Origin of the sequence: Pseudarthrobacter sp. NPDC058196 (genome assembly GCF_042882685.1) — a bacterium.
Classification (GTDB): Bacteria; Actinomycetota; Actinomycetes; order Actinomycetales; family Micrococcaceae; genus Arthrobacter.
The window spans coordinates 1-20,731 of sequence record NZ_JBHVVN010000005.1 but is presented as its reverse complement, the minus strand read 5'-3'; the positions used below and the strand labels follow the sequence as shown (position 1 = coordinate 20,731).

At 67.5% G+C, this 20,731-nt stretch carries 16 protein-coding genes and 1 rRNA gene; 5 read left to right on the top strand and 12 right to left on the bottom strand.

Translation table 11 applies throughout. The annotated features are described in order from the left end of the window. Nucleotides 1-14: 14 nt before the first annotated feature. Nucleotides 15-1,325 carry a C4-dicarboxylate transporter DctA gene (gene dctA / locus ACFVVC_RS08320; RefSeq protein ID WP_387451215.1) on the top strand — a complete coding sequence of 437 codons (1,311 nt, stop codon included), beginning with the start codon at nucleotides 15-17 and terminating at the stop codon, nucleotides 1,323-1,325. Between the two features lie 384 nt (nucleotides 1,326-1,709). Here the strand turns inward: dctA and ACFVVC_RS08315 are convergent, their stop codons facing one another. Genes ACFVVC_RS08315 through ACFVVC_RS08285 form a run of 7 tightly spaced genes read right to left on the bottom strand, consistent with a single transcriptional unit; the run spans nucleotide 1,710 to nucleotide 8,997 of the window. Further along, nucleotides 1,710-3,083: an NtaA/DmoA family FMN-dependent monooxygenase gene (locus ACFVVC_RS08315; RefSeq protein WP_387451212.1), complete on the bottom strand. Its 1,374-nt coding sequence runs from the start codon at nucleotides 3,081-3,083 to the stop codon at nucleotides 1,710-1,712. A gap of 9 nt (nucleotides 3,084-3,092) precedes the next feature. Next, complete coding sequence (locus ACFVVC_RS08310; RefSeq protein WP_387451209.1) at nucleotides 3,093-4,151, bottom strand: LLM class flavin-dependent oxidoreductase; 1,059 nt, start codon at nucleotides 4,149-4,151, stop codon at nucleotides 3,093-3,095. After that, nucleotides 4,148-4,981, bottom strand: a complete 834-nt coding sequence (locus tag ACFVVC_RS08305; RefSeq protein WP_387451206.1) for a DUF1684 domain-containing protein — start codon at nucleotides 4,979-4,981, stop codon at nucleotides 4,148-4,150. The genes ACFVVC_RS08310 and ACFVVC_RS08305 overlap by 4 nt, the downstream gene beginning before the upstream one ends. After that, on the bottom strand, nucleotides 4,965-6,089 hold the full coding sequence (locus ACFVVC_RS08300; protein WP_387451203.1) for an LLM class flavin-dependent oxidoreductase: 1,125 nt from the start codon (nucleotides 6,087-6,089) through the stop codon (nucleotides 4,965-4,967). Before ACFVVC_RS08300 ends, ACFVVC_RS08305 begins: the two co-directional genes overlap by 17 nt. Next, on the bottom strand, nucleotides 6,086-7,132 hold the full coding sequence (locus ACFVVC_RS08295; protein ID WP_387451200.1) for a transporter substrate-binding domain-containing protein: 1,047 nt from the start codon (nucleotides 7,130-7,132) through the stop codon (nucleotides 6,086-6,088). Before ACFVVC_RS08295 ends, ACFVVC_RS08300 begins: the two co-directional genes overlap by 4 nt. 12 nt (nucleotides 7,133-7,144) lie before the next feature. Beyond that, on the bottom strand, nucleotides 7,145-7,954 hold the full coding sequence (locus ACFVVC_RS08290) for an amino acid ABC transporter ATP-binding protein (RefSeq protein WP_387451197.1): 810 nt from the start codon (nucleotides 7,952-7,954) through the stop codon (nucleotides 7,145-7,147). Then, a complete protein-coding gene (locus ACFVVC_RS08285) occupies nucleotides 7,954-8,997 on the bottom strand; it encodes an amino acid ABC transporter permease (protein ID WP_387451194.1) in 1,044 nt (347 codons plus the stop codon). The genes ACFVVC_RS08290 and ACFVVC_RS08285 overlap by 1 nt, the downstream gene beginning before the upstream one ends. Before the next feature lie 283 nt (nucleotides 8,998-9,280). Between ACFVVC_RS08285 and ACFVVC_RS08280 the strand changes: the two genes are divergently transcribed. The 4 genes from ACFVVC_RS08280 to ACFVVC_RS08265 all read left to right on the top strand — a co-directional run bounded on the left by ACFVVC_RS08280 (nucleotide 9,281) and on the right by ACFVVC_RS08265 (nucleotide 14,736). Next, nucleotides 9,281-11,248: an FAD/NAD(P)-binding protein gene (locus ACFVVC_RS08280; RefSeq protein WP_387451191.1), complete on the top strand. Its 1,968-nt coding sequence runs from the start codon at nucleotides 9,281-9,283 to the stop codon at nucleotides 11,246-11,248. 20 nt (nucleotides 11,249-11,268) lie between these two features. Further along, nucleotides 11,269-11,808, top strand: a complete 540-nt coding sequence (locus ACFVVC_RS08275) for a GNAT family N-acetyltransferase (protein WP_387451188.1) — start codon at nucleotides 11,269-11,271, stop codon at nucleotides 11,806-11,808. Between the two features lie 49 nt (nucleotides 11,809-11,857). Then, entirely contained in the window at nucleotides 11,858-13,567 is a 1,710-nt protein-coding gene (locus tag ACFVVC_RS08270; RefSeq protein WP_387451185.1) for a helicase HerA-like domain-containing protein, read from the top strand. 176 nt (nucleotides 13,568-13,743) lie between these two features. Continuing rightward, complete coding sequence (locus ACFVVC_RS08265; protein WP_387451182.1) at nucleotides 13,744-14,736, top strand: hypothetical protein; 993 nt, start codon at nucleotides 13,744-13,746, stop codon at nucleotides 14,734-14,736. Between the two features lie 66 nt (nucleotides 14,737-14,802). Here ACFVVC_RS08265 and ACFVVC_RS08260 read toward each other — a convergent pair whose 3' ends face one another. The 5 genes from ACFVVC_RS08260 to rrf form a co-directional block, all read right to left on the bottom strand. Continuing rightward, nucleotides 14,803-15,672 (bottom strand): DUF559 domain-containing protein, encoded by an 870-nt coding sequence (locus ACFVVC_RS08260; protein ID WP_387451179.1) that lies wholly within the window; start codon nucleotides 15,670-15,672, stop codon nucleotides 14,803-14,805. Nucleotides 15,673-15,827: 155 nt separating this feature from the next. Beyond that, the gene (locus ACFVVC_RS08255; RefSeq protein WP_387451176.1) at nucleotides 15,828-17,837 is read right to left on the bottom strand and encodes an NHL domain-containing thioredoxin family protein; all 2,010 of its coding nucleotides are present in this window, start codon (nucleotides 17,835-17,837) and stop codon (nucleotides 15,828-15,830) included. Continuing rightward, the gene (locus ACFVVC_RS08250) at nucleotides 17,837-19,996 is read right to left on the bottom strand and encodes a cytochrome c oxidase assembly protein (RefSeq protein ID WP_387451173.1); all 2,160 of its coding nucleotides are present in this window, start codon (nucleotides 19,994-19,996) and stop codon (nucleotides 17,837-17,839) included. The genes ACFVVC_RS08255 and ACFVVC_RS08250 overlap by 1 nt, the downstream gene beginning before the upstream one ends. Nucleotides 19,997-20,109: 113 nt before the next feature. Then, a complete protein-coding gene (locus ACFVVC_RS08245; RefSeq protein WP_011693739.1) occupies nucleotides 20,110-20,394 on the bottom strand; it encodes an HU family DNA-binding protein in 285 nt (94 codons plus the stop codon). A gap of 231 nt (nucleotides 20,395-20,625) precedes the next feature. After that, a 5S ribosomal RNA gene (gene rrf, locus ACFVVC_RS08240) occupies nucleotides 20,626-20,731 on the bottom strand; the annotation flags it as partial.

Below are 20,731 nucleotides of genomic sequence, written 5' to 3'. Positions count from 1 at the left end.
CAGGAAGTTGTTCAATGAAGATCAAATCCATCCTCGGACACCTGTATGTCCAGGTACTTATCGGAGTCGCCCTCGGCGTCGTTGTGGGCGCACTGTGGCCGGACCTCGGTTCGTCCCTCAAGCCCATCGGCGACGGATTCGTGAAGCTCGTGAAGTTCATGATCGCGCCCATCGTGTTCTGCACCATCGTGGGAGGCATCACTTCCCTGCGGGACACCAGGAAGGTGGGCCCCACCCTGGTCCGCTCGCTTGGCCTCTTCTACGCCCTGACGGCACTCGCCCTCGCTTTGGGCCTTGCCTCCGTGATGCTGTTCCAGCCCGGCGCGGGCATGCACATCGACCCCACGCACCTGGACTCCTCGGTGGCGCAGAAGTACACCACGCAGCTGCCCAGCAGCAACCCCGTGGACTTCATCCTCAGCATCATCCCCACCACTTTCGTTGGCGCCTTCGCCGACGGTGAAGTCCTGCCCGTGCTGGTCATTGCACTGCTGTGCGGCTTCGCCTTCAGCAAGCTCGGCGCGCCGGGCCAGCTGGCCCTGAACGTGGTCAACAGCTTCAACAAGCTGCTCTTCATCATGTTCGGCTACATCATGAAGGTGGCTCCGCTGGGCGCCTTCGGGGCGATGGCCTTCACCGTTGGCAAGTACGGCGCCCACTCCATCGGCAACCTCGGCATGCTGATCCTTGCCTTCTACGCCGCCTGCATCGTCTTCGTGGTGGTGGGCCTGGGCATCCTGGCCAAGGTGACCGGCTTCAGCCTCTGGCAGATCCTGCGCTACTTCAAGGACGAATTCCTGATCGTCCTGGCCACGTCCTCCAGCGAACCGGTCCTGCCGCGCCTGCTGTCCAAGCTCGAGCGGATCGGCTGCGACCGGAGCGTCGTGGGACTCGTGGTCCCCACCGGCTACTCCTTTAACCTCACCGGAACGGCCATCTACCTCACCCTCGCCTCCATGTTCATCGCCCAGGCCTGCGACATCCACCTGAGCTGGGGCCAGATCCTGCTGATGCTCGGCATGATGCTGCTGACCTCCAAGGGCGCGGCGGGCGTCACCGGCAGTGGCTTCGTGGCCCTGGTGGCGACCCTGACCGTCATGCCCACCCTGCCGGTGGCCGGCGTGGCCCTCATCGTTGGCATCGACCGGTTCATGAGCGAGGCCCGCGCCTTGACCAGCACCGTCTGCAACATCGTCTCCTGCGTGGCAATCGCCAAATGGCAGGGCGAGCTGGACATGGGCAAGCTCCGCTCCGAGCTCCAGGCAGGCTTCGTGCCCACCGAGGCAGAAAAGGTGCAGCTGGCCGAGCCGGCCCTGGCCCACTAACCGGCCGGCAGGCCACCACCCCCAGTGTTTGCCCGGGCTCCCAGCAGGGGTCCCGGGCAAACCCCTGCCAGGGGTACTACTTCACAACCCCCACGGAAAGGAACCGGAATGAGTGAGCGACAAACGGACCAGGACACAGCGGAAGACTGCGACGCCGGCACCTGTTTCTACTGCCAAAGCCCGGAAACCGACTAGGGACCGGCATAGCGCGGCAGCAAGCCTAGATCCACTGCTCCCATACCGTCAGCTGCAGGCTGACGGTCCCGGACGGACCGGCCACAACAGAGGGATCCCCGCCGGAAGGGTCGACGACGGCACGAACCTCGCCGCCGTCGTCGTCCCTCCCGGAATAGCCGGCCCTTCTAGCAAAACCGGCCCAGCGCATCAGGCGCGGACCGCCGCGGCCGCTTCATCGGCGGTACGCACGGGCGTTTCCAGCCCCAGGTGCTCGCGGAGCGTGCTGCCCCGGTACCCGGTGGGGTACACGCCGCGCTCCTGGAGTTCCGGGACCAGGTGGTTCACGATGTCATCCAGGCCGGTCGGGACCAGCCATGGCGAAATGTTGAACCCGTCCACGGCGCCCACCCGGGCGTACTCGGCCAGGTGGTCGGCCACAGCGGTGTAGGAGCCGGTGAAGGTGGAATCGATCCGCGCGGTCTTCGAGGTGACGAACTGCCGGATGGACAGCCCCTTGTCCTTGGCCTCCGCCCGCCACTGGTCCGCCAGCTGCCGGGCCTTGGCGCCGTGGAAACCGCTGCCCCAGGTTTCGGACGTTTCCTCCACCACGGGATCGATCTCCGGCAACGGGCCGTCCGGATCGTAGGAGGACAGCTCGCGCCCCCAGAACTGCTCCAGGTAGGCAATGGCCTGCTGCGGGCCGATCTGCAGGCTGCGCACCCATTCCTTCTTCTCAGCGGCCTCGGCCGCCGTGGGCGCCAGGATAAATTCGCTGGCCGGCATGATCTGAACAGCGTTAGCCCCGCGGCCGGCAGCCACGGACCGCTCCACGAGGTCCTTGCGGAACTCCACGGCGGCGTCGAACTTGGGGTGGGCGGAGAAGATCACGTCCGCCTGCCGGGCTGCGAAATTGCGGCCTTCCGGCGAGTCCCCGGCCTGGAACAGCACCGGCCGGTACTGCGCGCTGCGCGGCAGCCGGGGCGTGACGTCCACGGTGTAATGCTGCCCCTGATGGAGCACCCGGCGGGCAGGGCCGTCCGGCGTCTCCCACGAGTCCCAGATCCGTTTGGCCGTCTCCACGAATGCTTCGGCGTGCTTGTACCGGTCGGCGTGGTCCAGATAGCCGCCGCGGCGGAAGTTCGCTCCGGTCCAGGCATTGTCGGTGGTCACGATGTTCCACGCCGCACGGCCGCCCGAGATCAGGTCCAGGGAGGCGAGCCGGTGCGCCAAATCGGCGGGATCGTTGTAGGTGGTGTTCTGGGTGGCCACCAGGCCGATGTTCGTGGTCACCGACGCCAGGGCGGCGAGCATGGTCTGCGCATCCGGGCGCCCCACCACGTCCAGCGCGTGCGGGCGGCCCAAGTGCTCCCGCAGGCGCAGCCCCTCGCCCAGGAAGAACGCGGCGAACAGGCCCCGCTCCGCCGTCTGGGCGATCCGGCGGAACGATTCGAAGTCCGTCTGCGAGCCCGACTCGGGCGCCTTCCAGATGGTGCCCGAGTTGACGCCCTGGAAGAAGACACCGAACTGGATCTGCCCGCTCGGAGTGAAGATATCGGATGTAGCACGGGTGTGCTGTGTCATGGTTTTCCCTTACTTTCCGGCACCGGCAGGCGCAGCGGCGGCGGTTGCATAGCGGCTGGCCGGGCGCTCCAGGCCGAGCAGGTCGCGGAAGGTTCCGTCCTGCACCACCGGGCGGAGTGCTCCGCGGCGCCGCAGTTCCGGAAGGACCAGCCGGCCCAGTTCCTCCACGTCAACAAAGAGCGACGCCGGGTGCAGCCGCACGCCGTCGGCCTCCTTTAAAAGGTCGGCGAGGAAGTCGGTGAGAGCCGCCGCAGAACCTGCAAAAGCCGCCCGGCCGCCGTCGAACGATGCATCCCGCGCCGCCGCGTCCTGGCCGCGGGCGTCCAGGACGACGTCGAGCTCGGCGATGACGGCAACGGACGCCCCCACCCGGGCCCGGACGTCGCGGACCTCGGCGGCCAGCAGTTCCGCTGCGGGCGCGGACACCAGCACGGCATCCACCGCGTCCGCCGGGACTTCTCCGAGCAGGGACGCGGGAACCAGCACCGGCAACTGCCCCTGGAGCGGCCGCGGAATGATGGACGGCCCCTTGACGGAATAGCCCGCGCCGGCAAAAACGGCAGGCGTCTGGAAATCGACATAGTGCAGCTTGTCCACGTCGATGTACCGGCCGGTGGCAACATCGCGGATCACGGCGTCGTCCTCCCATGAATCCCACAGCCGGCGGGACACCTCGATGGAGGCGGCCGCTTCCTGCCCCAGCGCCTCGCCGGTCACGGCTGAACGGCCGACGGCGGCGGCCGCCTCAGGTGCATCTGCGGCGGTGGCGATCCACCCGGCCCGGCCGCCGGACACGTAGTCCAGGCTGGCCAGCTGGGTGGAGACGTGGAATGGCTCGGTGTAGGCGGTGTCCACTTCCGGGACCAGCGCAATGGTGTGCGTCCCCGGCCCCGCGAAGGCTGCCCGCTGCAGGGCGTTGGCCCGGCCGGGCGCCGGCGCGTCGGTGAAGGTGGCGGCGTGGAAGCCGGCCGACTCTGCTGCCAGCACGGCGCGGGCAAGGTCCGCACCGTCCCAGCCGGCGCCGTCGAGCTCGATCGCCAGGAAGCCCGGCTTTTCAAAGGTACTCACTGCTGGTCCTGACGTTCGTAGGGAATCTTTTCGCCGGCTTCGACGGCCACGGGCAGCCGGTTTTCGGCCGGCGGCAGCGGGCAGGTGGCCAGGTCCGTGTAGGCGCACGGCAGGTTCACGGCCCGGTTGAAGTCCAGCACCACGGAGCCGTCCGCGGCGGGCACCACGGAGAGGGAGCGGTTGGCCGCGTAGGTGGTCTTGCCGGAGGTCTGGTCGGTGAACAGCACTGACAGGGAGCCGGGTGCGTGGCCGTTGAACGCGGTCAGCGCCAGCTCCTGGCCGCCCAGCTTGAAGCGGATCTCGCCGGGAGCCTCGTAGACATGCTGGATGCCTTCCACGGCGGCACCCACGGTGGTGGGCCGCGGCGCCTCGAACGGCACGAAGGTCCCGCGGACGGCGTACGCAGCATCCGGGGAGTAGGCGGGCGTGCCCTGGTAGGCCTGCAACAGCGGGTTTTCCGGGTGACGCGGCCGCACGATGTACTCGCCGCCCCGCTTGGCCAGTTCAATGACGGTCTCGCCGGAGACCAGGTTGATGCCGCCGCGTTCTTCGACAGGCCCGAACTCCAGCGATGCGCCGGCTTCCGTGTTCAGCTCCGTGCCGTCCTGCTGCAGGCTGTCACCCGGTTCCAAAAGGACGCGGACGACGTCGGCCGCCACGCTCCAGGTGCCCGGGACACCTTCCGGCCGGGCGGGTTCGCTGCCCAGCCAGTGCAGGTGGGTCACCGCCAGGAAGCCGTGCGGGTGGGCACGGTGCTGTTCGTGGGCGGCGTGCCATTCCTGCCAGTCGGCGTCGAAGGACTCGAGGGCGGTTTCAGTGGACAAGGACATTCTCACTCCTGGCGGTGGTGGACGGGCGGACAAATTCGGGGCGGTTGCCGTAGGGGTCGCCGGCTTCCCACAGCGTGGTGGGGGCCGCCGCCCGGACGGCCGGGATGACCTCCAGCGCAAACCGCTCCAGGATCTCCAGCTGCTGCTCGAACGGCAGGGTGGTGGGCAGGGAGATGGACTGAAGGTCATGCCCGTACAGCGAGTGGTAGCTCAGGATCTTGTCGATGACCTGCTCAGGGCTGCCCACCAGCGCCGGACCCTCGGCCACTGCGTGCTGGATATCGCGGAAGGGCGAATTGTTGCCCGGCACGTTGCGGTTGGCGGTCAGGGCCTCGTACACCGGGCCGAACTGGCGGATTGCCTCCTGCGTGGTGCCGGCGATGAACACGCCACCGGCCCCGCAGCCCGAGCCCACATACTGGTGCCGCGGATCGTGGCCGTGCCGTTCGTATTCCTCGCGGTAATGCTTGATCAGCACCGCGTAGTTTTCGCGCGGCTGGATGGCGTTGGCCGTGAACAGCGGGTCACCCCATTTGCCGGCGAGCGCCGCAGAGGTCAAGGTTGTAGCAGAGCCGTGCCAAATACGTGGTGGACCGTTGAACGGCCGCGGCGTGGTGGTGGTTGGCTCAACCAGCGCCGGCCGGAAGCGCCCGCTCCAGGTGACGCCTTCCTCCCGCCACAGCCGGCGCAGGAGCTGGTACTTTTCCGCCAGCAGGTCCCACTGGTCCGCCAGGTCCAGCCCGAACAACGGGTACTGCAGCACCTCGTTGCCCTTGCCGATGGTGATTTCCAGGCGGCCGCGGCTGAGCTGGTCAATGGTGGCGTAGTCCTCCGCCACCCGGACCGGGTCCAGGACGGAGAGTACGGTGACGCCGGTGTGGAGCCGGATCCGGTCAGTGACCGCGGCGATGGCTGCCAGCACCGTGGTGGGCGAGGAGGAGATGAACTCCCCGGCGTGCCGCTCCCCCACGGAGAAGCTGTCAAAGCCCAGTTCCTCCGCCCGGCGCGCGGTTTCCACCACCTGGTTCAGCCGGTCCGCGGTGGAGACGATCTCCCCCGTGACCGGATTCTTCAGGTGCGGGATGATATCCAGGACCTGGAACTTCATGAGGCCTTCCCGGACGGCGTGGCGGTGGCCGTTGCCTGGGTGGCCGCGAAGTTCTCATCGGTGATGGTCTTGGATTCGGGCAGGGCTTCCTCGGACAGGCCCCAGCGCTTCAGCACTTTGCCATAGGAGCCGTCCTTGATGGCCGAGTTGAGGGCTTCGGAGATGACCGGCGCCAGGCCGTTGCCGCGCAAGGTGGTGGCTGCCACCAGGGTTTCGGACGGCCAGCCGGCGTTCACCTTGCCCACCACCTTCAGGTCGTCCCGGGTGTTTTCCCGGTACACCGTGGACGGGTAGGGGGCGATGTTAAGGTCTGTCCGGCCGGAGGAGAGCGCCAGGATGGTGTCGGCGTCGGACGAGTAGTACTGCAGGGTGGCCGGGGCCTTGCCCTTGCCCTCCAGTTCCTTGTTCCAGGCCAGCAGGATCTTCTCCTGGTTGGTGCCGGACCCCACGGAGACCTTCAGGCCGGAGATGTCGTCCGCGCCCTTGATGTCATAGGTGGCGGACTTCTTGGCCTCAAAGCCCATGTAGGCGGCGCGGTAGCTGGCGAAGTCGAACAGTTTCACCCGGTCCTTGTTCACGCCCACGTTGGAGAAGACGGCTTCAAAGTCACCGGACTGGGTCTTCAGCGGCCAGTTCTCCCAGGACGTGACCTGGACATCCAGCTCCAGGCCCAGCTTGTCCGCCACCAGCTGGGCGATGTCCAGCTCAGAGCCGATCGGCGTCTTGTCGTCCGTCGCGTGGAAGGACAGCGGGATGGAACCGGCCGTGGTGGCCACGGTCAGCTTGCCGTCCTTGCTGATCAGCGCGGGAACCTTGACGGCGAGCGCCGGGTCCTTCTCGGCCCGGATCCGCTGCTGGTCCGGGGACGTGTTGTAGACCACGCCGTTGCGGGCCGCCGTCGTCTGCGCGCCGCCGCTGGGGTTGCCGGCGGCAGAGGCGCCGGGGTCGGCGCACCCTGCCAGCGCGGCGGTGCCAAGGAGGACGACGGCGGGAAGCACCGCGAGTGCGCGGTTGCGGTGGAGGCCGCGGAGGGAGAAAGCCATGGGGTGGGTCCTTTAGATGTTGAAGGCCGGTTCCAGCACTTTGGAGAAGAAGCTCCGGGTGCGCGGTTCCTGGGGGTTGCTGAAAATGTCCTTGGGGGTGCCCTGCTCCACGATCTGGCCCTGGTCCATGAACACCACAGTGTCCGCCACGTCGCGGGCGAAGCCCATCTCATGGGTGACGATGATCAGGGTGGTGCCGGATGTTGCGAGTTCGCGGATGACGTCCAGCACTTCGTTGACCAGCTCGGGGTCCAGTGCGGAGGTGGGCTCGTCGAACAGCAGGATCTTGGGGTCCAGTGCCAGGGCGCGGGCAATGGCGACGCGCTGCTGCTGGCCGCCGGAGAGCTGGCGGGGATAGGCACCGGCCCGGTCCTTGAGCCCCACCCGGTCCAGCAGTTCCAGGCCGCGGCGGCGTGCCTCCTCCTTGGACCGCCCCTGGGCCACGACGGGGGCTTCCGCCACGTTCTCCAGGGCAGTGAGGTGCGGGAACAGGTTGAAGTTCTGGAACACCATGCCGATGTCGGTGCGCTGCTTCAGGATCTCTTTTTCCCGCAGCTCATGCAGCCGGTCGCCGCGGAGTTTGTAGCCCACCAGCTGTCCATCGATGGTGATGTGGCCGCCGTCCACCTTTTCCAAGTGGTTGATGGTGCGCAGCAGGGTGGATTTGCCGGAGCCGGAGGGGCCCACGATCACGGCCACCCCGCCCGGTTCCACAGTGAGGCTGACGCCTTTGAGGACTTCCGTGGGGCCGAAGGATTTGCGGACGCCGGTGATCTCCACCAGGCCGCGGGTGGCTGTGGGGGCGGTGAGGGTGTCAGTCATCAGAAGTTCCTCCGGTTGGGGACTGCCGCGTGGGTGGCGAAGAATTTGCGGGCCTTCTGCAGGGGCGTCAGCGGCAGGTTCCGCACCGCGCCCTTGGAGTAGTGGCGTTCGATGTAGTACTGGAAGACGCTCAGCACGGAGGTGATCACGATGTACCAGAGCGTGGCCACCAGCAGCAGGGGCAGGACCTGCTGGGTGCGGTTGTAGATGACCTGGACCGTGTAGAACAGCTCCGAGTAGGCCAGCACGTAGACGATCGAGGTGCCCTTGACCAGGCCGATGATCTCGTTGAACGCGGTGGGCAGGATGGCGCGCATGGCCTGCGGCAGCACGATCCGGGTGGAGCGGCGCCAGGCCGGGATGCCCAGTGCGGCCGCGGCCTCCAGCTGGCCCTGGTCCACGGACAGGATGCCGCCGCGGATGATCTCCGCGGAGTAGGCGGCCTGGTTGAGCGTCAGGCCCAGGACGGCTGCGGCGAACTGGCTGATCAACGTGGTGGTCTGCACTTCGAAGAACCGGACGTCGGTGAACGGGATCCCCAGGCTGATCTTTTCGTACAGGTAGCCCAGGTTGTACCAGAGGAGCATCTGGACCAGCAGCGGCGTGGACCGGAAGATCCAGGAGAAGGTCCAGGACACCGAGACCAGCAGCGGCGATGCCGAGAGCCGCATGAGCGCAAGGATGAAGCCGAGCACGAACCCGAGGACACCGGAGATAGCCGTCAGCTTCAGTGTTTCCACCAGGCCGTTGACCACGGACTGGGCGGTGAACCACTGGGCTACAACCCCCCACTCCCAGCGCGGATTGGTGGCCAGCGACCATGCCACGGCCAGGACACCGAGCGCGACGACGGCAGTCCCCACCCAGCGCCACGGATGCTTGGCGGCCACCACACGGTAGGACGAGTAGTCCTTTGCCACCCGGGGCGCCGCCTCCGTGGCGGAGCCGCCGGCGCCGGACGTGCCTGTTCCTGCCGGCGGCGCTTCCGCAGCCGGTACCGGCTGCGACTGTTGGGACTGCGCCACCCCTGTTGCTGAACTCATGCGCCACCTCGCTTCTCGTGCTGGGTTTTCCTTGTAGGCCGCTGCCCGTTGGAACGGGGCGTGGCGGCCGGTGCTGGCTGCAAATCTAGGACCGGCCGGAACGGGCCAGCAAGGCGGCAGGTTGCAATACTTCACGGGGCTTCGCACGGCGTCATGCGTCGGTTTTTTGCGTCCCTTAACGCGCTGTGACGCGGGGTTAACGGCCGTGACCAGGCGCTCGACCGGCGTCGTCACGGCTGCCTAGCATGGGCAATCAACCCAGCCCCGGCCGTCAGGAGTACCCATGCCAGCCACCATCCCGGCCATCGTCTTCATCGGCGGCGGACCGCGCACGGCGGGCGTGCTCGAACGGATCGCGGCCAACCGGCCGGACGTCTTCGCCGGCCCGCTGCAGCTCCATGTGGTGGAACCGCACATCCCGGGTTCCGGCCGCATCTGGCGGTACGACCAGGACCCGGGCCTCCTGCTTAACTCCATGGCCGCGGACATCACCATGTTCACCGACGGGTCCGTGGACTGCGCCGGACCCGCGGCACCCGGTCCTGGCCTGGCCGAATGGGCCGCGGGCGTGCTGGACGCCTCCATCATCGATGTCCCGGACTTCCCGCAGCCCCTGTGGGACCAGCTCCGGGCCCTCACCGGCATCACGTTTCCCACCCGCCAGCTGCAGAGCCAGTACCTCGAGTGGTTCTTCCGCCGCGCCGCCAAGTCGCTGGACCGCAGCGTCACCGTGCACCGCACCACGGCCGTGGGCATCACGCCCCGGCCCGGCGGAGGGCACGACGTCGAGCTGGGCAACGGCCGCACCCTGCACGCGGACATCGTGGTGACGGCGCTGGGCCACACCGATTCCCGCCCGGACGCCGTATCCGCGGGGTTCTCGGACTTCGCCGCCCGGCACGGCGGCTACCACGCGGCACCCGGCTACACCACCGACGTCGACTACTCCCCCATCGCCGCCGGGCAGGACGTGATCGTCTCCGGGATGGGCCTGGCTTTCGTGGACCTGCTGGTCCTGCTCATGGAGGGCCGCGGCGGCAGGTTCCGGGAAACGTCCGACGGCGGGCTCCGCTACCTTCCGTCCGGGCGCGAACCCCGGCTGTGGGCGGGCTCGCGCCGGGGCGTGCCGTACCACTCCAAGATTTCCGCAGCCCTGCGCGGACAGGCACCGGGGCCGCTGCAGTTCTTCACGAAAGCCGCGGTGGACTCCTTGCTGGAGCGCCAGGGTGAACTGGACTTCCGCCGGGACCTGTGGCCGCTCATCGCCAAGGAAGCCGGCTCCTACTATTACCGCGAGCTCCTGACGGGCAGCCCCGAACGTGCCGCCATGGGATGGGACGAGTTCGCCGCCCGCTACGGGGAGCTGGACTGGTACAGCGGCGGGCGCGAATCGCTGGTTGCCGCCGCGGTCCCGGACCCCGCATTGCGCCTGGACCTGGAGCGGCTGGACCGGCCCTTCGACGGGCGCACCTTCACCGGGCACCAGGACGTGCAGGACGCCGTGGCCGGCTACATCGAACACGACCTTGCCCTGCGTGACAGCCCGGACCATCCGGAGACGCTGGCCCTGTTCGTGGCACTGCTGCACGTGTACATGGAAGTGGGCCGGGTGGTTCCGCCGGAGCGGTTGAACGCGCGCTCCCAGCAGGTGGTCCACGGCTGGTGGCACGGCTTCTTCAGCTTCGTCGATTCCGGGCCCCCGCCGCACCGGCTGCGCCAGATGCTCGCGCTGCACCGGGCCGGCCTGCTGCAGTTCCTGGGGCCGGGCCTGGACGTCGCTGCCGACGAAGCCACCGGCACCTTCGTGGCCACTTCGCGGCAGTCCGGAGTCTCGGTGGCGTCCACGGCCCTGATCGAAGCGCGGCTCCCGTCCACGTCCGTTGCCCGCTCGCTCAACCCGGTGCTCGCCTCGCTGCACCGAAGCGGCTTGGGCAGCGAACAGCAGCTGTTGACCGCGGACGGGATCCACTCCACCGGAAAACTGCTGGTCTCGGCCCGGCACCAGCTGGTGGATTCGGACGGCGCACCCCAGCCCGCCCTCTTCGGCGTGGGCCCGGGAACCTCCGGGTGGGGCGCCGGCGCCTTCGCCCGTCCGCACACCAACGCCGCGCCGTTCCGCGAAAATGACGCCCTCGCCCGGACCATCCTCGGCGCTGCCCGCGACCTGGCCAGCCCGTCCGCCCCGGAACCCGCAAAACCGGTAGCTTCAGAACCAGCAACTCCAGAACCAGCCGCCGTCGGAAAGACCTGACCCGTGACAAGGAACGACCAGTGACCGCAGAACCCGGCCTCCGTCCGAAGCCCCTGGACCCCAATGCCTTGACCGTCCTCAGCCTGCCCATGCACGATCCCCGCGTCCGTCCACTCCTGGACGAGCTCGCCGTCGAATACGACACCCGCTACGGGGACCTGTTCGGCCGCGGCGCCGCGGCAGAGGAACTGAACCGCTACCCGGCAGCCGAATTCGAGGGCCCCCATGGCGCCCTGCTGGTGATCCAGGAAAATGGCGAGTCGATCGCCGGCGGCGCGTTCCGCCGGTACGACCCCGCCACGGCGGAACTGAAACGGATCTGGACGCATTCGGCCCACCGCCGTCGTGGCCTGGCGCGCCTGGTGCTCGCCGAACTCGAGGCCCTGGCGGCCGCCCGCGGCTACACCAGGCTGTACCTCACCACCGGTCCACGGCAGCCGGAGGCCAAACACCTCTACCTGCACACCGGCTACCAGGCGCAGTTCGACCTGGCGGCGGACCCGGAAACCATCGGGCCCCTGGCGTTCACGAAAGACCTGCCCGGCGGGCCGCGGAACTGACCACGCAGTTACCGTCCCATCCGGGGCAGCCCGCCGCTAAGCTAACGCCATGGCCACGAAAACCACAGCAGAGAAGCTTGCCACCATCCAGCAGGGCTACACACTGGAGGGTGCCACCATCGAGCTGGGGGCCGCCATCATCGACGGCGAACTCCACAAGGACGCGCCGGTGCGGCTGCCGCTGGCCATGATGAACAGGCACGGGCTGGTGGCCGGCGCCACCGGTACGGGCAAGACGGTCACGCTGCACATGATGGCCGAACAGCTGTCCACCGCCGGTGTCCCCGTCTTCCTGGCCGACATCAAAGGCGACCTCTCCGGGTTGGCAACGGCCGCCGTCGGGAGCGACAAACTGACGGCCCGCACCCAAAGCATCGGCCAGCCCTGGGCGGGGAAGGCGTTTCCGGTGGAATTCCTCGCCCTTGGCGGCGACGGCAACGGTGTCCCGGTCCGCGCCACAGTCACCTCCTTCGGGCCCGTCCTCTTGTCGCGGATCATGGAACTTAACGACACACAGGAATCCAGCCTGCAGCTGGTCTTCTACTTCGCGGACAAAAACGGCCTGGAACTCATCGACCTCAAGGACCTGCGGGCCGTCATCCAGTTCCTCACCTCGGACGAGGGCAAGGACAAGCTGGAGGAACTCGGTGGCCTGTCCAAGGCAACCGCCGGGGTGATCCTGCGCGAACTCGTGAACCTTGAGGCGCAGGGGCTGGAGAAGTTCTTCGGGGAACCGGAATTCAACACTGCCGAGCTCCTCCGCACCGCTCCGGACGGACGCGGTGTGGTCACCTGCCTCGAACTGCCGACGCTGCAGACCAAGCCCATGCTGTTCTCCACCTTCCTCATGTGGCTGCTGGCAGACCTGTTCGAGGACCTGCCCGAGGCCGGAGACCTGGACAAGCCCAAGCTCGTGTTCTTCCTGGACGAGGCACACCTGCTCTTCAACGGCGCCTCCAAGGCGTTCCTGGACGCCATCACCACCACCGTCCGGCTGATCCGGTCCAAAGGCGTGGGCATCTTCTTCGTCACCCAGACCCCCAAAGACGTGCCCGCCGACGTCCTGGGCCAGTTGGCCAACCGGGTGCAGCATGCCCTGCGCGCGTTCACCCCCGAGGACGCCAAGGCACTCAAGGCCACGGTGTCAACGTTCCCGCTCAGCGACTACGACCTCGAGGAAACGCTGACCTCGGCGGGAATCGGCGAGGCCGTCATCACCGTCATGAATGAGAAGGGGGCGCCCACGCCCGTGGCCCTCACCCGGCTCCGAGCACCGGAATCCGTGATGGGTCCTGCCGAGGACGCGCTGGTGCGGAGCACGGTGGCCGGCTCGGCGCTGCTGGGCAAGTACGGGACGGCGGTGGACAACCCGTCCGCCTATGAAAAGCTCACCGGCAAGGGGGCGGCACCCACCGGCCCGGCCGCGCCGGAACCGTCCGGCGGCGTACCAGCCGGCCAGTCCGCGCCGGCCGGCTACGACGTTGACGCCGAGGCCCGCCGGATCGAGGAGGAGATCCTGGGCCGGCCCAGCAGCAGGCCCGCGCAAACCCCGGCCCCCGCGTCCCAAGCTCCCCGGCCGCCCGCCGAGCCGCAGCCTCAATCCCAGCCCGGCGGCGTGATGGGTGATCTGGGCGGAGTGCTCGGCGGCGCCCTGGGTGGCGGGCTGAAAAGCATGGCGCGGTCCATGGGCACGCAATTGGGACGCGAACTGCTCCGCGGCGTGTTCGGCACCTCCTCCACCCGGCGCCGCCGCCGCTGACTCCGGTGCACTGCTGCTGCCTGGCTGCCGGTACGCGCTGCGCACCGCTGGCACGCCCTGCCCGCTGACCTCCCGGCCACCCGCCGTCGGGACTTATCGGTGTCCCGCCCGCCGGATTAGGGGGGACCCCAACTTTAGAGTGCGTCCGCACTGCCGTTACTGTAAGAAACGTGCAGATGAGTCAAGCGTTGGTGAGGATCGCGGCCGGATGGCTGCTGGGCCTTATGCTTGCCATCGCCGGAGCCGTCGTGGCCATCAATATTGTGAACAACACCGTGGCCAGTCCGCAGCAGCCCGTCAGGGAGTACCTCGACGCGCTCAGGAGCGGTGACGGCGGACGGGCGCTGGGCATCCTGCGCGCCACTGTCCCGCCCGGCAACGCCGCGATGCTTGACGGCAGCGGACTGCAGACGGCGGCATCCCGGCTGTCCAACGTCAACGTCGGCGATCCCGAGGAACGACCAGGCAACCAGGTGATGGTGCCCTTGGAGTACACGATCGACGGCAGCCGGCTCCGCACCGAATTCCTGCTGCAGAAGACCGGCACCGAGTGGCTCTTCTTCAACACCTGGGCCTTTGTCCCGTCCCGGCTGCCCACGGTGGACGTGACCGTGGTCAACGGCAATGAGGCAACCGTCAACGGCGTTCCGGTAAACATGCCGGGCGGCCGCAATTCCTTTGCCGTGTTCTATCCCGGCGAGTACGAGGCATCCCTGAACGGGCAGTACTTCTCGGCGCCGGCCACCCGCGCCACCGTCACCTCCAAGGACACCCCGGTGGCTCCGCTCAACCTGCTGACCCAGGCTACTGACAAGCTTAAGAGCGACGTTGCGGCCAAGGTCCGGGAATTCCTTGACGGCTGCGCGGCGGAAGCCGTCAAGGAACAGAAGCTCCAGCCCGACTGCCCCTTCTACTATGCAAGCAACAACAGAGTCCAGGACGGCACCATCAAGTGGACCGTCACCGAGTACCCGGGCGTATCGGTGGAACCGTTCGGCGGCCGCTGGGTGGTGGCACCGCTGGACGGCAAGGCCAAGGTGGAGGCGCTCCAGCAGAATGCCTTTACCGGGGCCTGGTATCCCCTGGACGCGGAAGTGGACTTCAGCTTCACCACCCGTTTGGACGTCGCCGGTGACACGGTCAAGGTCACCCCGATGCTGAGCTTCTAGGCCCCCTCCCCTCCGGTGCCAGACTGGCCCGGTTTTAGAGCCCTCCCTGCCTTAGCCTTGGCAGCATTAGACCCAATAACGGCGAAAACTGGGCTGGTTTGGCTGCGGCCAGCGTAGCGAACCCCGCGCCAGCACCTCTTGCACCTGCAAAAGGACAGATTCCGGGGCGTGGACTACGTCATCGTAGAAGAACCTGAGCACGGGCAGGCCGTAGCGCACCGCCATGTTGTCCCTGTGGCGGTCCTTTTTGAATTGCCGTGGTTCAAGGTGGAAGGCAATTCCGTCGATCTCCACGATGAGGAATCCCTCCAGCAGAAAGTCCACACGGCCAATGCCGTCAATCCAGACTTGGGTTTCAGTGGCTATGCCCGCGTCTCTGAACAGCACCCGGGCCAGCGTCTCCAGCAGCGAGTCTGCGCCGCGCTCCACCTTGGACACAACGGTCCTTGCCTTGCCGCACCGCTTCCCGTCCAAATGCCGGAGAAGGTAGGACAGCTCGATGTCGCCGCGGTTGAAGGCACACTCCACCATCACGAGCGACTCAAGCTCGGGCAGGCACAGCAGCGCGTGGAGGAGAACATCGGGAAGTGCCGCCAGGGTCCGGTGGGGTGGCCGCTGTGTCAGGGGAAGGCGGTGGCTGACACAGCGGACTGTGCTCCGCCCGTTGCTTTGCCAATAGTGGGGCCGTGTGGCGGGCCGCAGCTGCCACAGGCCGTATTTTGGTGCGGCCGAGGCACACGTCAACAGACCACGGACACGGCCGGCGGCCACAAACTCCGGGTCAGCGCCCGGCACGGCCAGCAGGCCTTGCCCCAGCCGGACCACGGAGCCGCTGCGGATCGCCCGTCGGAGCCCCGTCTCTGTGCCACCTGCCGCCAGCACATCGCGCCGCAGCAGAACTCCGCCGGCTGACGTGATGATTTCCGTTACGTCCATCCGACAACACTGCTGGGAGTCGGGCGCTGACGTGAGGAGAAAGTCAGCCTATGTGGATACTGGCCCAGTTCTTGGTGCGGCAGGAAGAGAACTGGCCCGGTTTTCAGGTTTGGAAGGCCGAAAACCGGGCCAGTTCAGCTGAAGGCCCAGCCGGGTCAGTCCATTCCGCGGAGGTCCAGGACCAGCTCGGTGTCGCCGTCGGCCTGCAGGACCACCGGGATGCCCCAGTCCTGCTGGTAGAGGTGGCAGGCTGCGTGGTCGGGGATCTCGCCGTCCTCGGTCTCGGGCCCGTCGCACGCCGCGGCACGGGCGGTAATGTGCAGCACGCCCTCGGGGACGTCGGGGGACAATTCAAGGGTGCGCAGCAGCCCCACGGAGGTTCCGCCGCCGGAGACCAACAGCTCGGGCGGGGTGGAGGAGATCTTCAGCTGCGTGGGGTCTCCCCACCTGTCATCGAGCTTCTGCCCGGTGGGAGCCGTGAAGCGGACCGTCAGTTCCAGCGGCCCCGACGCCACGGGGCTCTTGGGCCGGTGGGTCTGGGATGCGCCTTCATCCACCTGCTGCGCTTCCTTGGGGATGGGGACGTACACCAGCTGGTGCTTGTTGGCCTCCACCACCACCAGCAGCGGCTCGGAGCCGGCGGACTGCGTGTGGTCCACGATCACGTCGGAGGGCTCGGCGAGGCCACGGGCCAGGGTGGACACCGTGCCGGATGCGGGGTCGTACCGGCGCACGGCCCCGTTGTAGGTATCCGCGATGGCCACGGAACCGTCAGGCAGGACGGTCACGCCCAGCGGGTGCTGCAGCCGGGCCTCGGCTGCGGGACCGTCGCGGAAACCGAAGTCGAACAGGCCCTTGCCGACGGCGGATTCAACAGTCACCGAGCCGTCCTCGCCAATGACCAGCTTGCGGATCGCGGACGTTTCGGAGTCCGCAACCCAGATGTTGCCGTCGGCGTCCTCGGCCAGGCCGGAAGACTGGGCGAACCAGGCTTCGTGGGCCGGACCATCCAGCAGTCCTTCCAAGCCATTGCCCGCCACGATGGACACGGCGCCGGTCAGGGGATCGAAGCTGAAGATCTGGTGTGTTCCGGCCATGGCCACCACTACCGCATTGAGTTTGCTCGACCAGACAACGTCCCACGGTGAGCTGAGGGAGACCTCCAGGGGGTGCCCGCCCAGGCGTCCGGTGAAGCCGGCTGCCTCCTCGTCCACCCGCGCGGGTCCGGTCTCCAGCAGGCGCTGGATGCCGTTGCCGGCCAGCGTGGAAGCTTTGCCGGAGCTGAGGGAGAGTCCGCGGAGGCGGTGATTCACTGAGTCTGCAATCACGACGTCGTACCCGGCCTTGGCTGCCACGTCTTCCGGGAGGAGCACCAGGCCCTGCGGCTCGTTGAACCGGGCGGTGGCGTCGTCACCGGCGGCCGGACCGTCGGCATGGCCCTTGGTGCCGGAGCCGAAGGTTGCCAGGACAGTCTGGAAGTCCGTGCCGAGCTCCACCAGGCGGTGGTGCCCGGTGTCGGTGACCAGCCAGGAACCCTTGGCGGCGGCATCCGCGGCGGTGCCGGCGTCGGACGTTTCCGCCACGGCCGTGGAGCCGCGGCCCGGCGGCAGGAACAACGCCTTGCCGGGGAAGCGCAGCGTGCCGGAGGTCGCCTCGGGCGCAACGTACGGGCCGGAACCCCGGTGGAGGGTGCCCTTGGCCTCGTGTTCGGCGATGAGCTCGGGGATCAGTACCGCCAGCCCGTCCGCGTGGCCCTCGCCGGACAGGTGCGCCACGATGTAGCCCTCGGGGTCGATGACCACCAGGGTGGGCCAGGCGCGGGCGGTGTAGGCCTTCCAGGTGTCCAGCTCGGGATCGTCCAGGACGGGGTGGTGGATCTCGTACCGCTCCACGGCGGCGGCCAGCGCCACCGGATCCGCTTCATGCTCGAACTTGGGCGAGTGGACCCCCACGGTGACCAGGACATCCGAATACTGCTCTTCCAGCGGCCGCAGCTCATCCAGGACGTGCAGGCAGTTGATGCAGCAGAAGGTCCAGAAGTCCAGCAGCACGATCTTGCCGCGCAGGGCTTCGAGGTCCAGGCTCTTGCCGCCGGTGTTCAACCAGTTGCGGCCCACCAGTTCGGAGGCCCGGACCCGGGCGTGCGTGCGTACGGTTTCGCTCATCAGCGTCCTTCCAGCTTGTTGCGGTCAGCCAGCTTGGCGTCGCGTTCAGCCAATTTGGCAAACATATCGTTGTAAGCGGCCAGATCGGCGTCGTTATTCCTGTCCGCCGCCCGGTCCACGCGTTTGGTCTCCCGCTGGTCCGACCTCGACCACATGATGGCGACGCCGATCGCCACCAGGAGGGTGGGTACTTCGCCAATGCCCCAGGCCACGGCGCCGCCTGCTTGCTGGTCACCCAGGGCGGATGGTCCCCAGGCGCGCCCGAGGTTGCCGAAGTAGTCGGCCGCCAGCAGGCCGGTGCCACCCATGATGGAGACGCCGAAGAAGGCATGGAAGCCCATGGTGGCCAGGAGCAGGAGGAGGCGCATGGGGTAAGGCGCCCGGCGCGGGAGCGGGTCGGTGCCGATCATGGTCAGCACAAAAATGTAGCCGGTCAGCAGGAAGTGCAGGTTCATCAGTTCGTGGCCTACATGCTCGCGCATCGCATATCCGAACAGGTCCGAGTAGTAGAACAGCACGATCGAGCCGGCAAAGTTTGCCGCGGCGAACAACGGGTGCGTCACCAGTTGCGAGAACTTCGAATGCACAAACACCATCAGCCACTCGCGTGTGCCCCGGGAGCCGTCACTGCGGGCGGGGAGGGCCCGCAGTGCCAGGGTCACCGGCGCACCCAGCACCAGGAAGATCGGTGCCACCATGGTCAGGGCCATGTGGTCCACCATGTGCGCGGAAAAGAGGACCCGGCCGTAGACCGACGGCGGCCCGGACGTTATGTACGTCAGGACAACCAGGCCAATAACCCAGTTCACGGACCGGAACCACTGCCAGCTGTCCCCCCGGCGGCGGACCTTTGCCACGCCGAGGAAGTAGGACACCAGGCCGAAAAGGGCTACGGCAACCCAGAGCCAGTCCAGTCGCCATTCGGTCAGCCAGCGTCCCGGCGTGAGTTCCGGGGGCAGCTCATAGCCACTGAGGATGAAGGCGGGGGAGGCATCCGGTGCCAGGGTGGTGGGCTGCGGCGGTGCTGACCGGCCCAGGGCCACGGCGATGCCGGAGGTGGCCCCCATGACCAGCAGCTCGGCCAGGATCAGCTGCCACAGCACCCGTCGGGACGACATGGTGGAGCCCTTGCGGCCAAGCTGCGGGATGACCCATTGGCGGTGCATGAAGCCAATGCCGCCCAGCACCACGGCCCCCGCCGTCTTGGCCAGGATCAGCTGGCCGTAGGCCGATCCGAAGAGGTCCGACCAGCTGGTCACGCGGATGCTGGCGTTGATGATGCCGGAAGCGAAAACCAGCACGAACGCGAAGCCTGCCAGCGTGGAGAAGCGGCGGAGCGTCGGTTCGGTAATGTCTGCTGCCGTACCGGCCTTGGGCCCGGTGAGGATGCCGGACAGCATAGCCAGGATAACGATGCCGCCCACCCAGGCGCTCACGCCCACCAGGTGAAGGCCCATCGAGTTGATGGCCCCTTCGTGGTCCGAGGAACTTGAAGAGTGCCCGATCAGCGCTGCCGGGACCAGGCCGATGAGGGCCAGGATGAGGGTGAGGAACAGGCCGCCGGGAGACCTGACGCCGAAGAGCGCAGTTGTCACCACGGCGGCGATGATGGTGACGGCGAGCCACGCCCGGCCCGTTTCGATGTCCGTCATGAAGTACACCAGGGCCTGGGTGAACGCGGGGTCCCCTGAGAGCGCCTGCCCCGCAACATCGGCGTAGGTGAGGACAAGGACAGCAATGGCGGACAGCGTCCACACCGCGCCCGCGGCGGCTGCCACGGCCAGGACACGGGTGAAGGCTGGGTGCTCGGGGCCTGCATCCCGGGATGTTTCCCGGTCGCGGCCGCGGGCATTGAGGTTCTTGGGGAGGATGCCGACGGCGAAAATCAGGCCGCCGACGACGGTGGCCAGGGACACGTTGTGGATGGCCTTGCTGATGGGAAGACCCCACCGGACCAGGGCGCCGGGATCCGCGACGCTGCGGGCTGCTGCCGCGCCGGAGAAGAGCAGTGCTGCCGTGAGGCCCAGGATGAGGGCTGCCAGTCCCGCCAGTTGCCAAGGCAACGGAATGCCACGGATCCCGGCGTCCCGGACCGGGGCTCCCTTGCCAGGTTCGGACTGGGGCGCGGTAGAACGGGGTTTTGCGGCAGAAGACACCATTCCATTGTCCGCTACGCCTGCCCGGGCGGCGAATCCGGCTTAAAGCCAAGGAGCGGCAACCCATGGGGTTGCCGCTCCTTTCCAGCCGGCGCATGCCGGACCGGGCGAATGCTCTACTTCTTGGAGACAGCAGCCTTCAGCTTGGAGCCGGCGGTCAGCTTGACGCTGTGGCCAGCTGCGATCTGGATGGTTTCGCCGGTCTGCGGGTTGCGGCCGGTGCGGGCTGCGCGGTCGGTGCGCTCCACGGCGAGCCAGCCCGGGATGGTGATCTTCTCGCCGGCGGCAACAGACGTCTCGAAAACCTCGAACAGAGCGTCGAGGACGGAGTTGACGGCAGCCTGGCTGGTGCCGGCCTTGCCAGCTACCTCTGCAACAAGTTCACTACGGTTCTTAGCCATTTATGTCCTCCTGGACGATTCTTGATTCTGAAGCCTGCACGCGGCATGCGCGCAAGCCACTGTTCGAAAACTTACCAGCTTGGGACGTTCCGATCCGCAAATTCCGCGTGTTTCCGCGACTTTTTGAGGTTAATCACCGAATTCGGAGGCTATATCCACCCCTTCACGGGGCGTGGTGGTGTTTAAATGTGGGAGGCCCCAACCGTGTGGTTGGGGCCTCGACCAATGTGTGTCCGGCGGTATCCTACTCTCCCACACCCTCCCGGGTGCAGTACCATCGGCGCTGTGGGTCTTAGCTTCCGGGTTCGGAATGGGACCGGGCGTTTCCCCCACGCTA

What these genes read in the sequence shown, in the direction of transcription:
- dctA (WP_387451215.1), top strand. Translation starts at nt 15, where the DNA reads ATGAAGATCAAATCCATCCTCGGACACCTGTATGTCCAGGTACTTATC.
- ACFVVC_RS08315 (WP_387451212.1), bottom strand. Translation starts at nt 3,083, where the DNA reads ATGACACAGCACACCCGTGCTACATCCGATATCTTCACTCCGAGCGGG.
- ACFVVC_RS08305 (WP_387451206.1), bottom strand. Translation starts at nt 4,981, where the DNA reads ATGTCCTTGTCCACTGAAACCGCCCTCGAGTCCTTCGACGCCGACTGG.
- ACFVVC_RS08300 (WP_387451203.1), bottom strand. Translation starts at nt 6,089, where the DNA reads ATGAAGTTCCAGGTCCTGGATATCATCCCGCACCTGAAGAATCCGGTC.
- ACFVVC_RS08295 (WP_387451200.1), bottom strand. Translation starts at nt 7,132, where the DNA reads ATGGCTTTCTCCCTCCGCGGCCTCCACCGCAACCGCGCACTCGCGGTG.
- ACFVVC_RS08290 (WP_387451197.1), bottom strand. Translation starts at nt 7,954, where the DNA reads ATGACTGACACCCTCACCGCCCCCACAGCCACCCGCGGCCTGGTGGAG.
- ACFVVC_RS08285 (WP_387451194.1), bottom strand. Translation starts at nt 8,997, where the DNA reads ATGAGTTCAGCAACAGGGGTGGCGCAGTCCCAACAGTCGCAGCCGGTA.
- ACFVVC_RS08280 (WP_387451191.1), top strand. Translation starts at nt 9,281, where the DNA reads ATGCCAGCCACCATCCCGGCCATCGTCTTCATCGGCGGCGGACCGCGC.
- ACFVVC_RS08270 (WP_387451185.1), top strand. Translation starts at nt 11,858, where the DNA reads ATGGCCACGAAAACCACAGCAGAGAAGCTTGCCACCATCCAGCAGGGC.
- ACFVVC_RS08265 (WP_387451182.1), top strand. Translation starts at nt 13,744, where the DNA reads ATGAGTCAAGCGTTGGTGAGGATCGCGGCCGGATGGCTGCTGGGCCTT.
- ACFVVC_RS08260 (WP_387451179.1), bottom strand. Translation starts at nt 15,672, where the DNA reads ATGGACGTAACGGAAATCATCACGTCAGCCGGCGGAGTTCTGCTGCGG.
- ACFVVC_RS08255 (WP_387451176.1), bottom strand. Translation starts at nt 17,837, where the DNA reads ATGAGCGAAACCGTACGCACGCACGCCCGGGTCCGGGCCTCCGAACTG.
- ACFVVC_RS08250 (WP_387451173.1), bottom strand. Translation starts at nt 19,996, where the DNA reads ATGGTGTCTTCTGCCGCAAAACCCCGTTCTACCGCGCCCCAGTCCGAA.
- ACFVVC_RS08245 (WP_011693739.1), bottom strand. Translation starts at nt 20,394, where the DNA reads ATGGCTAAGAACCGTAGTGAACTTGTTGCAGAGGTAGCTGGCAAGGCC.